17 protein-coding genes and 1 tRNA gene are annotated in these 13,013 nt (G+C 46.5%); 8 read left to right on the forward strand and 10 right to left on the reverse strand.

Translation table 11 applies throughout. From position 1 onward, the window contains the following. Positions 1 to 111 precede the first annotated feature (111 nt). On the forward strand, positions 112 to 339 hold the full coding sequence (locus WC647_08935) for an amino acid--tRNA ligase-related protein (protein ID MFA6222428.1): 228 nt from the start codon (positions 112 to 114) through the stop codon (positions 337 to 339). A 113-nt stretch (positions 340 to 452) separates the two neighbouring features. Here WC647_08935 and infC read toward each other — a convergent pair whose 3' ends face one another. The 4 genes from infC to WC647_08955 all read right to left on the reverse strand — a co-directional run bounded on the left by infC (position 453) and on the right by WC647_08955 (position 3,862). Then, positions 453 to 989: a translation initiation factor IF-3 gene (gene infC / locus WC647_08940; GenBank protein ID MFA6222429.1), complete on the reverse strand. Its 537-nt coding sequence runs from the start codon at positions 987 to 989 to the stop codon at positions 453 to 455. Positions 990 to 1,043: 54 nt separating this feature from the next. Further along, on the reverse strand, positions 1,044 to 2,957 hold the full coding sequence (gene thrS / locus WC647_08945; protein MFA6222430.1) for a threonine--tRNA ligase: 1,914 nt from the start codon (positions 2,955 to 2,957) through the stop codon (positions 1,044 to 1,046). Positions 2,958 to 3,049: 92 nt separating this feature from the next. Beyond that, a tRNA-Val gene (locus WC647_08950) sits at positions 3,050 to 3,124 on the reverse strand. Between the two features lie 72 nt (positions 3,125 to 3,196). Then, a complete protein-coding gene (locus tag WC647_08955) occupies positions 3,197 to 3,862 on the reverse strand; it encodes a TlpA disulfide reductase family protein (protein ID MFA6222431.1) in 666 nt (221 codons plus the stop codon). A gap of 134 nt (positions 3,863 to 3,996) precedes the next feature. Between WC647_08955 and WC647_08960 the strand changes: the two genes are divergently transcribed. From WC647_08960 to WC647_08990, 7 genes are all read left to right on the forward strand, one after another. Continuing rightward, on the forward strand, positions 3,997 to 4,488 hold the full coding sequence (locus WC647_08960; protein ID MFA6222432.1) for a hypothetical protein: 492 nt from the start codon (positions 3,997 to 3,999) through the stop codon (positions 4,486 to 4,488). Continuing rightward, complete coding sequence (rapZ, locus tag WC647_08965; GenBank protein ID MFA6222433.1) at positions 4,470 to 5,354, forward strand: RNase adapter RapZ; 885 nt, start codon at positions 4,470 to 4,472, stop codon at positions 5,352 to 5,354. The genes WC647_08960 and rapZ overlap by 19 nt, the downstream gene beginning before the upstream one ends. Positions 5,355 to 5,374: 20 nt before the next feature. After that, positions 5,375 to 5,794 carry a PTS fructose transporter subunit IIA gene (locus tag WC647_08970; protein MFA6222434.1) on the forward strand — a complete coding sequence of 140 codons (420 nt, stop codon included), beginning with the start codon at positions 5,375 to 5,377 and terminating at the stop codon, positions 5,792 to 5,794. 51 nt (positions 5,795 to 5,845) lie between these two features. Beyond that, positions 5,846 to 6,358, forward strand: coding sequence for a PTS sugar transporter subunit IIB (locus tag WC647_08975; protein ID MFA6222435.1), 513 nt, complete (start codon positions 5,846 to 5,848; stop codon positions 6,356 to 6,358). Positions 6,359 to 6,486: 128 nt separating this feature from the next. Next, positions 6,487 to 7,176 (forward strand): PTS sugar transporter subunit IIC, encoded by a 690-nt coding sequence (locus WC647_08980; GenBank protein MFA6222436.1) that lies wholly within the window; start codon positions 6,487 to 6,489, stop codon positions 7,174 to 7,176. A gap of 49 nt (positions 7,177 to 7,225) precedes the next feature. Next, the gene (gene rimI / locus WC647_08985) at positions 7,226 to 7,717 is read left to right on the forward strand and encodes a ribosomal protein S18-alanine N-acetyltransferase (protein MFA6222437.1); all 492 of its coding nucleotides are present in this window, start codon (positions 7,226 to 7,228) and stop codon (positions 7,715 to 7,717) included. Positions 7,718 to 7,868: 151 nt separating this feature from the next. Beyond that, positions 7,869 to 8,123: a hypothetical protein gene (locus WC647_08990; GenBank protein MFA6222438.1), complete on the forward strand. Its 255-nt coding sequence runs from the start codon at positions 7,869 to 7,871 to the stop codon at positions 8,121 to 8,123. 9 nt (positions 8,124 to 8,132) lie between these two features. Here the strand turns inward: WC647_08990 and menA are convergent, their stop codons facing one another. Genes menA through WC647_09020 form a run of 6 tightly spaced genes read right to left on the reverse strand, consistent with a single transcriptional unit; the run spans position 8,133 to position 12,852 of the window. Continuing rightward, positions 8,133 to 9,017, reverse strand: coding sequence for a 1,4-dihydroxy-2-naphthoate octaprenyltransferase (gene menA / locus WC647_08995; protein MFA6222439.1), 885 nt, complete (start codon positions 9,015 to 9,017; stop codon positions 8,133 to 8,135). Continuing rightward, the gene (gene ubiE, locus WC647_09000) at positions 9,014 to 9,742 is read right to left on the reverse strand and encodes a bifunctional demethylmenaquinone methyltransferase/2-methoxy-6-polyprenyl-1,4-benzoquinol methylase UbiE (GenBank protein MFA6222440.1); all 729 of its coding nucleotides are present in this window, start codon (positions 9,740 to 9,742) and stop codon (positions 9,014 to 9,016) included. The genes menA and ubiE overlap by 4 nt, the downstream gene beginning before the upstream one ends. Then, positions 9,739 to 10,479 carry an ABC transporter permease gene (locus WC647_09005; GenBank protein ID MFA6222441.1) on the reverse strand — a complete coding sequence of 247 codons (741 nt, stop codon included), beginning with the start codon at positions 10,477 to 10,479 and terminating at the stop codon, positions 9,739 to 9,741. Before WC647_09005 ends, ubiE begins: the two co-directional genes overlap by 4 nt. Further along, positions 10,476 to 11,234 (reverse strand): ABC transporter ATP-binding protein, encoded by a 759-nt coding sequence (locus tag WC647_09010; protein MFA6222442.1) that lies wholly within the window; start codon positions 11,232 to 11,234, stop codon positions 10,476 to 10,478. The genes WC647_09005 and WC647_09010 overlap by 4 nt, the downstream gene beginning before the upstream one ends. Beyond that, positions 11,218 to 12,171, reverse strand: coding sequence for a MetQ/NlpA family ABC transporter substrate-binding protein (locus WC647_09015; protein MFA6222443.1), 954 nt, complete (start codon positions 12,169 to 12,171; stop codon positions 11,218 to 11,220). Before WC647_09015 ends, WC647_09010 begins: the two co-directional genes overlap by 17 nt. 6 nt (positions 12,172 to 12,177) lie before the next feature. Further along, positions 12,178 to 12,852, reverse strand: a complete 675-nt coding sequence (locus WC647_09020) for a TetR/AcrR family transcriptional regulator (GenBank protein ID MFA6222444.1) — start codon at positions 12,850 to 12,852, stop codon at positions 12,178 to 12,180. Positions 12,853 to 13,013: the final 161 nt, after the last annotated feature.

The following is a 13,013-nucleotide window of genomic DNA, read 5'->3' on the forward strand; positions in this document are numbered from 1 at the left end:
AACAGATTGGATTGAGCCTGTCAAGTCAAACAACACTATGGGGCACTACATATCAAAAACCCAATCCACCCCCAAATATTTCAACCACTTATGGGAAAGTTAATCGAAAAAGTGTCAAAGTCAGGAGAAGATTCTCTTGAGGCTCTTGAAAGACGAATTGAACGTCATGGATTGGACAAACAACCACTTGAATGGTATCTGGACCTCAGGAGATATGGGTCAGTACCCCACGCCGGCTTTGGAATGGGTATCGAGCGGGCTCTAGCATGGATATCAGGAATCCACCATGTCAGAGAGACAATTGCCTTTCCTCGGCTTCTGGATAGATTGTACCCCTGATCTTTAGGGCTACCGCCTCAAAAAAGGATGGCGAACATCCTGAGACATACGACATCCTTACGCGTCTCAGCGAGCGAACGATTTTTATTCCACAAAGAGAATGACTTACGGTATCACTTGGGAGCCAGGACCATGGTCATGTTGCGGCCTTCTAATTTCGGATGCTGTTCAATTTCAACAAATTCAATTATCATTTCTTTGAGCTTGTTCATGAGCGCGTTGGCCAATTCAGGATGCGTGATCTCCCTGCCGCGAAACATTATGGTCACTTTGACCTTACACGACTCGGATATAAACCGTCTGATCTGTTTGACTTTGTGATCGAGATCATGCTCCTCGGTCTTAGGTCGTAGCTTGACCTCTTTTAGAACCACTGTCGCCTGTTTCTTCTTGCGCTCGTGTTCTTTCTTGGTCTCTTCGAACCTAAATTTCCCATAGTCCATGATCTTACACACTGGGGGGTCAACATTCGGCGCGACCTCGACGAGGTCAAGCCCGACTTCTTCCGCCCTGCGTAGCGCTTCGGCCACATCCAGGATGCCCAGTTGTTCCCCTTCCGCTGATATCGCTCGCACCTGTGCGGAGCGAATCTTTTGGTTCACCCTGACCTTGGGTTCCGCTACGACGGAGCCTCTTGGTCTTCCTTTCATGCGCAATGCCCCCTTGCAATTAAAAGAGACGTAATTACCTTACTCATTCTGGATTCAGAAAGAGCGCGATTTAATTTCATTTTTCAAGAGATCAATGAAGTTTGATAGGGTTAATGATTCTGTTGAATCCTGTCCTCGTTTTCTCACGGAAATAACCTGATTTTCTAACTCCTTATCACCAAGAATAATCATGTAAGGAATTTTCAGATTACGGGCTTCCCTGACTTTAAAACCGATCTTCTCGTTTCTGAGATCAAGTTCCAGACGGATTTCCTCTTCTCTAAGTTTCTCGGCGACCTCTTGAGCATAACCGTCTGTCCGATCCGTTATGGTCAATATGATGATCTGCACCGGAGCCAACCAGAGGGGAAAAGCTCCGGAATAATGTTCGATCAATACACCCAAAAAGCGCTCAATGGCTCCGAGCACCACCCTATGTATCATTACCGGTCTCTTGCGTGATCCGTCTGAATCCACATAAGTGAGCCCAAATCTTTCGGGCAAAGTAAAATCGCATTGAATGGTGGCGCACTGCCACGATCTGGACAAAGCGTCCCTCAGCTTGATGTCGATCTTTGGACCATAGAAGGCGCCATCTCCTTCATTGACTTCGTAGGGGAGATCCAAGGTCTGCAGGGCCTTTTCCAATGCGTTTGTGGCGCGTTCCCAGTCTTCATCGGAACCAATGGATTTTTCAGGACGAGTGCTCAATTCCATTGTGTATTCGAAACCGAATATGCTCATCACATCTTTGACAAAGTTGATGATCCCGAGAATCTCATCATTTAGCTGGTCGGGAGCGCACAGAATATGGGCGTCATCTTGCGTAAACTGCCTGACTCTGAGCAAACCATGCAGGACGCCGCTTTTTTCGTGGCGATGAACTGTTCCCAATTCAAAATATCGAATAGGAAGGTCCCGATATGACCTGATTCTAGATTTGTAAATGATCATGTGAGCAAGACAGTTCATCGGTTTGATGCCATAGTCGACGTCATCAACTGTCGTAAAATACATGTTTTCCCGATAATGGTCGAAATGTCCTGACTTCTCCCACAACTCCCTTTTAAGGATCTGTGGTCCTACGACCATTTGGTAGCCACGCTTGAGATGCTCTTTTCGTTCAAAGTCCTCAATGAGATATCTCAACATCGCGCCCTTGGGATGCCAGATAATCATACCTGGCCCCGCTTCCTCAGATATGGAAAACAGGTCCAGCTCTTTACCGAGTTTCCTGTGGTCCCTGCGCTTGGCTTCCTCAATAAGCTGCAGGTACCTTTTCAGTTCATCCTTTGAAGGAAATGAGGCGCCATATATTCGCTGGAGCATAGGGTTCCGTTCATCCCCTCTCCAATAAGCGCCTGCGACCTTGGTAAGCTTGAAGGCCTTTACGGCGCCTGAACTGGGAATATGAGGACCTCTGCATAGATCGGTAAAGTTCCCCTGAGAATAAAGACTGACCTCTTCAGCGTCAATCGAGTATATGATTTCAACCTTGTAGGTTTCGCCAAGCTCGCGGAAATACTGGATCGCTTCTTCCCTGGGAAGGACGACACGCTTAAATGGAAGCTTGCTCTTGATAATTTCTTTCATCCTGGTTTCTATCTTTTCCAAATCTTCAGGCGTAAAAGGACGGGGGGAATCGAAGTCATAATAGAAACCATCTTCGATAGCGGGACCAATGGTCACCTTAACTTCCGGGAACAACTCCTTGACAGCCTGCGCCATTATATGCGCGGTGGAGTGCCTCAGGATTTCAAGACCCTTGGGAGAATTTACTGAAATAAAATCAATCCGACCTGATTCCGTTATGGGAGTGTAAAGATCGATCTGCCTGCGGTTTAACTCCGCTGCGATAATCTCATGACTGTTCTTCAAAGAAAGATCTTTTAGGATCTCACTGGGGGTGATTCCAGGCGGATATGACTTCGCAGTTTCTTGTACGAGGATTTCTATGGAGAGATTCATGCTTGGGAATGCTCTAGCGCTATAATGGTCCATTCCCGAGGATTTGATAACATCTACCGAGCTTGCCTCCTGTTGATCCGGCTAAATCTTGTTGGTAGGCGCGTGGGGATTTGAACCCCAGACCCTCACCGCGTCAAGGTGATGCTCTCCCCCTGAGCTACGCGCCTAGATGTAACATTAACGATTAACAATCGTGACACAGCTTGTCAAGACAAAAGTCGTCCGACCACAAACGCGTCTTATCGCATCGAATATTTGCCTTCAGTTCCCTGACTCGTCTGTGAAACACACGTGCGACCTTCTACTATCAATTTCTGAAGCATCGCCTGCGCCGAAGAGTCGTCCCATCTGGCCGGTCCGACACTGTATCCTACAGCGGAACCCCTACAGTCAACAATGTAGGTCGTCGGGAAACCTGGAACCTCCAAAATCGCTTCCTGCTTAGGATTTACGAGAAATGAGGTTCTCTTGCCCGCCATATCAACCACACGAAGATTGAAACCTCGCCCTCCATCATAAACAATAGAAAACGGCGCTCGAGTGGTCGCAGCGTATTTCTGAATAGCCGCAGGCGGGTCAACTAGATTTATGCCCAATATTTCAAGGCCGGATCCGTTGTAAACTCTTTTCAGATTATCCAATTGAGGTTCTTCCATCTTGCACGCGGGACATGTAATAGACCAGAAATGCAGCAGAACCACTTTACCCTTGTAATCATTGAGGGACACGGTTTGACCCGTGGCGGTCCTAAACACCAGATCCGATACCTTGTGGGGTTTTGGATACATATAAATGTTTGCCTGGGTAAGTGGATCGGCGGCGTTTGACAACGCTATTGGGGCTGACAAGGCTATTAGTGATAATGACAGTATTATTAGGATTGAGCGTCGAAGCGAGTTAGTCATTGGGCCTCCCGTTTCTTAATTAACATTTGAATATTCAATTTATAATATAGGGTCTGCCGTGTCAATCTTTTTTTAGATTGCGCCTATTAATCTTCTCCTGTTTCTTCATACATCATATCATGATATATTTCACTATGCTCGAAAGAACCGTGATCCGTGGAACATTGGTAAACGTATTTAGCTTGGGAGTACTTATCCAGGGGATTTCCGGAAGTGGAAAATCCATGGCGGCATTAAGTCTTATGAGACACGGACATCGATTTGTCGCTGACGACCTGGTGCTGATCACCAAACAAGGAACAGAAGGGTTAATGGGACAGCCTGTCGAAAATAAATCCAGAATTGAGGTCCGTGGTTTGGGCATTTTTGACTCCTGCGACCTCTTCAAGGATTCTGTCCTGAAAATGGGGCCTGTTGACATGGTGGCGGAGTTAACTTCTTTTATAGATGATCGTGACATAGGCCGTACTGAGCCCTTCATTAGCAAAGTTACCATACTGGGATGCGAATTGGACAAAGTCCTCGCTCCAGTTCCGGAGGGAATGGATCCTGGCTTTCTGGTTGAACTTATTGTTCGGGCGCATTCTCATCGAATTGTGGAGAAAAGTTGGGAAGACGTAAAATAGTCATTGTGACAGGGCTTTCAGGTTCCGGAAAATCTACGGTGGCCCGCACCCTTGAGGATCTCGGATATTTTTGTGTGGATAATTTGCCGGTCGATCTGGCTCCAAAATTGATAGAGCTAATGGACGCGGGAGGAACGGAACTCGAAAAAGTAGCTCTTATCATAGACCTTCGTCAGCGTAAGTTCTTTCCAAGGTATTCCTCTATACTGGATTCCTTGCAACTCAAGGACACATCTCTGGAAATTTTGTTCCTGGACGCCAGAGATGAGGTTCTGCTCCGACGTTACAGCGAGACGAGGCGGCAGCACCCGCTGGCTCCAGACGGGTCCGTAATTGAGGGTATAAACAGGGAACGGGCCGAGTTGAAAGAAATTAGGGATCGGGCCGACAGAGTTATAAATACTTCGGATGTGACTGTCCACCAATTGAGAGATGAGATTAGGAAGATTTACGCTGAAGAGCGCACTGGCGAATTGCAAATAGAAGTAAACGCCTTCAGTTTTGGCAAAGGTATCCCCCTGGAGTCTGATCTTGTCTTCGATGTCCGGTTTCTACCCAACCCCTTTTTTGTCGAGCAACTTAAGGAAAAGGATGGAAGGAACGAAGAAGTCAAGGCTTGGATCTTAGGCAAACCACTAACCACTGCGTTCCTGGAAAAGATTTACGATTTGTTGAATTTTCTTTTACCCCTTTACATAAAAGAGGGAAAACAGTACCTTACCATTTCAGTTGGCTGTACCGGCGGGCGTCACAGATCCGTAGTAATAGCGACGCTTCTTGCCCAAAAGCTTGTAGAGCTTGGGTATCGCAATGTTCACCTCAAGTTCCGCGAGCTTGGGATGGAAATGCATGCCGGTATTGATTGACCTGAAGGAAGATCGAAAAGATGATCGGAATTCTGATATTGACTCATGGAGAACTCGGGGTTAAGTTCCTGGACACTGCCCGTCTGATAGGACTAACATCTGATGAGGCGGTTATCGCTTTATCCATAGATCCTAACAGTCCGTCGGATTCGCTTCGGGACTTGGTGTCTAAAGCCATCAGTAAAGTCAATTCCGGGTCGGGAGTTCTTATTATGACGGATCTTTTCGGAGGAACCCCTACAAACGTTTCATTGTCTTTTTTAGAAGAAGGTCGCGTGGAAGTGGTAACAGGATTGAATCTGCCAATGCTGATCAAGTCTGTAAACTCCAGGGATGATTTCGATTTGATCGGTCTGGCTCAACTTGCAGCGGACGCTGGCAAGGAAAACATCTACAGGGCTTCCGAGGTTCTCCGAAACCGAAGATCTCGTGGGGCCTGATCTTGCGGGATACTGGGTTTAAAGAAGGATCACGGGTCTGGTTAACGTGTCATGTCAATAGTCCTTTTAAGAGTCGATGACAGGTTTGTTCACGGTCAGATTTTACAAGGCTGGCTACCGTCGACTCGCGCACAGGAACTTTTCATTGCTAATGACGCCCTCGCCCAGGACGATGTCCAGAAAATGATAATGGAATGCGCTATCCCCTACACTGTGAAAATAGTTATCGACACGGTGGATAAGGTGGCGGACCTGTTGTTGGACGACGATTCCAGCGGAATGAGGCGTATGGTTCTGGTGGATACCCCTATGGACGCGTTAAGGCTTATCAAGGCTGGGGTAAGATTTGATCACCTCAATTTGGGAAACATGTCAGCCAACGGAAAGAAATTAGCGCTTACCAGGTCAGTAGCTTTGGGGGAAGATTCAATGTCGGCCCTGAGAGAGATACTTGAAAAAGGGATTGATGTAACAGTTCAGAGTGTTCCTTTTGAAAAACCTCTGAATTTCTGCGACCTGTGTGATTTCTCTAATCTGTGCGTTTCGTCCGTAGATACTGTTTGACACTCTTCTATTGCGGTGACCATTTGTATTGATTTTTCAAGAACTTCTGCTTTTCAGTAATTTTTTGACGTGGACCACGTTTGACGCTACAAAATAGTATTCTGGAATTATAGGGCCTTGAAATCCATATGATCAAAGAGGCTTTTTGCGCCGGAACACTTGGAGCGCTCCTTTGGCTCGACCGATATCAGATCGGTCAAATTATGATTTCCAGACCAATCGTGGTCGGTCCAATCATAGGAGGCGCGCTGGGCGATATCCCCTTGGGACTAGCTGTCGGGGTTTTATTTGAAGTTCTGTGGCTTCGCCGTCCTCCAATAGGGGGTTTCATAGCGCCTGACGTTACTTTCTCGTGCGCAATAGCTTCAGCCGTAGCAGTTATCGTCAAGAACCAATTCTACTTTGACACGGCGGCCTTGGCGCTTCTCAGTTTCATGCTTTTCATGCCCATGTCTTTTGTGGGGAGCAAACTTGATCTGCTACTGCGGATGGGTTTAGGTAAACTTGCTCCTCCGACTGAACAGGCAATACTCAAACGAGATAATCTAACAATAGCCCTTTTTTTTGCGGCCTCGGCAATTCTTGGCTTCACAATCTGCCTGACTGCTCAAGTGCCTATCATAATCCTGGGAACAGTTGTGCTCAAGCGCATAGTCGAAGTCTGTCCGGAAAGCTTAATTGCAGCGCTGAAATTCGCTTACTTCGCAGTACCTGCAATTGGAGCATTAGACATGCTTGCCGGGAATTTTGAAAGAGTCTCTTTTGCGCTTTTCCTGATTGGATTCATCTCCACACTGCTCTTTTATTCGTCTCTTTGACTTTTTAGTTCAATCTTCCAACGCAAAACTTATGAGTGTGGCACGAGCGATGAAATCTGAATCCACCAGAAATATCGATTGGAGTGTCGTTCTGGAAGTCTCCGGAATGTCCAGAACCGACATCAAGGATGCGGTTGAAATTGAAAGGACCACCATCTACAGCCCTTGGTCTGAGGATATGTTTCGTTTGGAAATTGATAGACAAAACGATGGATTAACGGTTTTCCGACTCGAGGGAAAATTAGTAGGATACTATTGTTTCTGGAAAATCCTTGATGAAGCTCATTTACTTAATTTGAGCGTGCACCAAGAATTTCGTGGAAAAGGCCTCGGGACATTCCTGATGGATCATCTTCAACAGGTGTGCAAAAGCATGAACATATCCATAATATTGCTTGAAGTGGCCGAGACCAACTATTCCGCGATGAAGCTTTACAGAAAATCAGGATTTGTAAGAGTCGGGAGGAGAAAAAGGTTTTACCGGGATACTGGAGATGACGCCATTCTTATGGAGAAGAGACTAAAGCAAATCTATACCTAATATTATTTACAATTATACTACTCAACCTACCATTATATATTATTTTTTATTAATCACATTAATTAATGTTGATATTTCAAATAATAGGCTGTATAAGCTCCGCTTTAAGAGGTTTGAGCGTATCAACCTATTGTCAGAGCGGGTGATTTATATGAGGATTATTTCTTGGATTGTCTTGGGGGTCGTATTATCTATGTTTCTCTTGTCTTCCTGTTCTTCGACCTTAAGTTCAGTCTCTGCAGTAAAGGCCGGTTACGAAAATGAAAAAGGTGGATGGATTTCAAGAAATATACCGAGCCTCGAGAAGCTGTCAAACATGATCCCGCCACCTACCGAGGCCCGTATGAAATGGGACGAGACGCAAAAAAAGCAAAAGGAAGGCAATAGGACAGAAGATGGATATTGACCTTGGGGATCAGAACGAGCCCAGGATAACAATCATTCCATTAATGAGATAAAACGAACGCACCGCAGACCCCTGGTCGTGAAGTTCTTTCCAGTCTTCCGTTGAACGTATCATCTTGTCTATCTTGATGCCCTGCAGGACCGTCAACACCGATGCGATTGCTATTGGGCCCAATATGCCGAACTTTACAAGCGCGACAATAGACATCACAGACGCAAACGTGAAGGCCCTAACCCCCCATATAGCGGCAGGCTTGCCAAGCCTTACGGCCAATGTCATCTTGCCGACAGCCCTATCTTCGGGAATATCTGAGAGAGATTGATAATATAGAATCATCGCGACCATGATCCCGACAGGAATCGATACCCAGAGCGCCTTTGCGGTAAAATGGCCGGCAAGGGCCGCATTTGTCCCTACAACCATTATGGGTCCCATGTTTATCCCGACAAATAGTTCACCCAAACCGTAATACCCGTATCTAATAGGTGGAGCCGTATAGAACAAGCTCGAAGCAAAGGCTACAATGATCAGAATTGCGAGTTCCCAGACCTTGGAAAGCCACAGGATCCACACTCCGCAAAAGAAAGAGATCACATATAGGCATATTATGGCGGTTTTTATTTGTTGGGGATTTATCTTTCCTTCCTGGATTACACGACTACCGCCTATGGAAGCTCCGTCATCAACTCCTTCGAAAAAATCGAAGTAATCATTCGAAAGATTTGTGGCGAGATGCACCATGAATGACGCCAAAAGGACAAGCAACCATCTCCCGAAATTCCATTCACCCATACTATAGGAAACTGAAGCCCCTAGTCCCAGCGGTATTAAGGTCGCTACAAAAAATGGCGCGCGGCTAGCCTGAACCCACGCTTTGAAAGAACCTCCGTTCATTCGACTGTACCTTCGTGTAAATATGTTAATCCAAATGTCAGGGGAAATTTATTGATTGACGTAAAACCAGCGGATTCAAATAGATCGCTCAACTCGTCGGGAGTCAGGAAATCCTGAATAGAGTCCGGTAAGTATCTGTACGCGGCCCTGTTTCCAGATATTATTCCACCAAGGATTGGTATCATGTTGTTGAGATACCACTTAAAAAAATTTTTCAGGCGTAGATTTTTGGGGAACGTCATTTCAAGGGCTATGACCTTCCCACCCTTTTTCACAACGCGTCCCATCTCCTTCAAGGCTGACAATCGATCCGGGATGTTGCGAAGTCCGAAAGCTATAGTCGCGCTGTCGAACTCATTTGAGTTAAATGGCAACCTTGTCGCGTCTGCGGCTGAGTAGTCTATTTTTTGGTCAAGCCTTTTGGCTTTTGTCTTTTTTTGCGCCAGCCTCATCATTTTTTCTACAAAGTCCACTCCGACCACCTCAATGTCGAGACTGCTTTCTGCGATTGCGATCGCAAGGTCCCCTGTGCCCGTGGCCACATCCAGTATTTTCCGCGCGTTGTCGGGGATCCTTTCCACCGCGAATTTTCTCCAGGCTACGTCTCTGCGTCCGGACATGATCCTGTTGAGCAGGTCATAGTGGGGTGTAATCGTGTTAAATATGCTCTTGACGGCTGATATTCGTTCATCCGGTGTCCACCTTTTGAGTGGCTTAGATTTCATAGTCGGCTCCATCGACAGTAAACTTTTTCAAGGATATCAAAGGTCTCGTACAAGATGACCCCCATCAATGCCAGGACAACTATCCCAACATAGATTTGGGGAATGTCCGCCCTTCCCCAGGCGTCAAGAATGTAGAAACCCATCCCATACCGAGTACCCAGTGATTCGACAAAAAATAGAACGGCAACAACTGTTCCGGTCGCTATTCTCAATGCGGTAAACACTGCCGGCAGGGTTGCGGGCCATATCACGTGCGCAAAAAGATCAAAGCGATTCCCACCCAGGCTTCGCAGAGCATGCTTGGCGGACCGACTCACGTTTTTTGCCGCGTCCCTGGTTGTAATAAGAAGTTGAAAAAACAGAATTAGAGAAAGCATCATTATCTTGCTCAAGTCCCCCAGACCGAATATAAGCAGAGCGAGAGGCAAGAACACAATTTTGGGAACGGGATAAGTTAAATAAATTAAAGGCTTGGCTATCCTGTCGGCCTTGCTGTTCGAACCCAGGTACAGCCCCAGTGGAACTCCGACAAAGAATGATATAACGAGAGCCGCTATAATCCTGAACGTAGACGCTCCAATATGTCCCCAAAACCTGGTGGCGCCAGCCTCATAAAACAGGGTCCTGAACGTTACCCAAGGGGATGACATAGCGTTTTCTCCACCAATCCAGGCTCCCAACTGCCAAAGGCCAAGTAATACCAGCACACCCCAAAGGTAATCCCTTGGACGACTCAAGCCACGCCCTCCAGTTTACGCCTCACATTGTCACACACGTGGTAAAACTGCTCGGACCCGTGATAGTCCTTGTCGCATGCTCCTGGATTGACGATGATGTTGCTGATAGCGCCAGGGGAATCCCTCATGACTATGATCCTTTTCCCCAACCGGGCGGCTTCTTCGATGTTGTGTGTTACCAGGATCATGCTGAAACCTCTCCTACGCCACGCTTGAGCCAAAAGTCCCTGGAGGCGCTCCCGATTCAGTGTATCCAGCGCAGCGAATGGTTCATCCAGGAGCAGCAAGGCAGGGTTCAAAATGAATGCCCTGGCTAATGCGACTCGCTGTTTTTGACCACCTGAGAGTCGTTGAGGGTAGTCATCTATCTTTGAACTAATGTCCAATTCGTTGAGGAGTTCGTGCAGGCGACGCTCATTGACAGGCTCTTTGCGGATTTTCAAACCAAGTTCAATGTTTTGTCGGACAGTTTTCCATGGAAACAAACCATAATCCTGAAGCACCAAAGCGGCCTCCCTCGGGGGACCATCCAACTTCCTCCCTTTGAAAAAGACTGAACCGCCTGTAGGTTTTTCCAACCCGGCCAGAACTAATAGCAGCGTCGATTTTCCACACCCTGAAGGTCCAACGATAGCTACAGTCTCCGAGGTTCCAAGAGTGAAACTGATTTCGGAAAGCGCTTCTGTAGGACCTATGTCCGTATCGTACGTCTTGCTTACCCGGTCTAGAAAAGCAAGTTCAGGGTAGAAATTCACCGTTCACTACCTGTTCGTATTTTATTCCAGTATGAATGACTCCCTTTTGATTAAGCCAAGCGCCGATATTCTCAAGGCAATCCCGATCCGGCGGGGCCAACTTGGGAAACTTTGGGACAGGGTATTTCATTTTGAGGGCTTCAGGTAGCCTGACTTTTTCCACCATTATATCCCTTACAGAGTCTGGATTACTGTTTATAAGTGTGTTGGCGTCACTGATCACCTTCAGAAAGACCTTGACCAATTCGGGATTCTTCTTGATAAATTCCTGTGAAAAAACCAATACGGTCTGACTCTCTCCCAGGCCGGAATCATCCGCTAAAAGTTTAGCGCCCTTTGATATCGCGACCGACACAAGAGGTTCAGGCAAAACCGCCGCATCGAGACGTCCCGTAAGAAGCGCCTGGAACCGTAAGCCAATATTCTTAAATTCGATAGTGTTAATATTGTCTTTTGTTATCCCTGCTTGCATCTGCAATTTGTCGTTGACCAAGTCAATCACCGAATTTGAAGAGATAGCTACCGAAGCGCCGGCCAAGCCCTTCAATTCATTGATGGCGCTCCCTGGTTTGACCATTATCCCGAACATCCTCCGGTCGTATCTGGTGTCATAGTTCTTGGCGACCACAACGATGTCGCGACCATTGGCCTTTAGAACAAGGGGAGTAACCAGATCAGCAAAACAGCCGTCCAGGCTTCCTGAGGCTAATGCGACGTCCTTTTCACCCGCCGTATTAAATAGTATCAAGTCAACGTTCAAGCCGTTTTTTGAGAAAAGCCCTTTGGATTCGGCGACAAAAAACGGCAGAGCCTGGAGCGCGGGTAAGACTCCAAACCTTATTAGAGGTTTCTCCTGGGCTGCGATGTTGGTCGAGGAAACAGCAATCAAAACAAATGTGATCAAGGAACGTAATACTATCCGAAACTTGGATCCCATTTATCGTTACTCCTTTGCATGATCCTGGTTCGAGACTCCATTTTTGACAAAATCCACTACGCTGTTTATCCACAGGTCCCGCCGTGCGGCATCCGCCTTATAGAGTCCGGAAGACTGACCAATGAAGTCGGAATAATATGCGCGCATCAACGTTTCGAGTAGGCTGTTCATGATGAATGAGAGCTTTTCAAGACGAATATCGGACCTTAGTTCACCCTTTTTCTGGGCCTCGTACAATAACTCTCCCAAGAAACGTTCAGCGCGTTCTCTCAGCTCAAGAACCTGCTCCGTTCCAGAGGGCGCTTCTCCCGATTGTAAGAGATGAAAATAGATTCTTGCCATTTGAGGGTGCTTATCTATGAAAAGAAATCCGGATCGGATAAGCGTCTCCAATCGATCAAAAAATGATTTACCTTCCGTTTCATCGCGGACGTTTTTCAAATAATCCTTTACCAGCAAAGACGATGCGCTGACAGTGGCTGTGAACAAGAGAGGCTTGGATGCAAAGTATTGGAAAAGGCTTCCTTTGCTGATACCGGCGATTTTCACAATTTTGTTTACTGACGCCTTCCGATATCCATTTTCAGCAAACTCGGATATGGCAGAATCTATTATCTTCTCTCTTTTCTGCGGTTGCAGTTTCTGAAAAATTTCAGTTCCGATTTCCAGGAGATATTTCATAAGTATCGTATCGATTAAACGGAAAGTTGAAATTAAGCGCTCGGAATGACCGCATGGTCATTCTAGCGTCTCGAACCTATTCCTGCAACTATTTTGAATCTTCCCCATTGAGCTTGACACATTCAAAGCCTTCTTGATAAAAACTTCAAAATACTATCATT

The organism is Desulfomonilaceae bacterium, assembly GCA_041662605.1.
Lineage (GTDB): Bacteria > Desulfobacterota > Desulfomonilia > Desulfomonilales > Desulfomonilaceae > CAJBEZ01.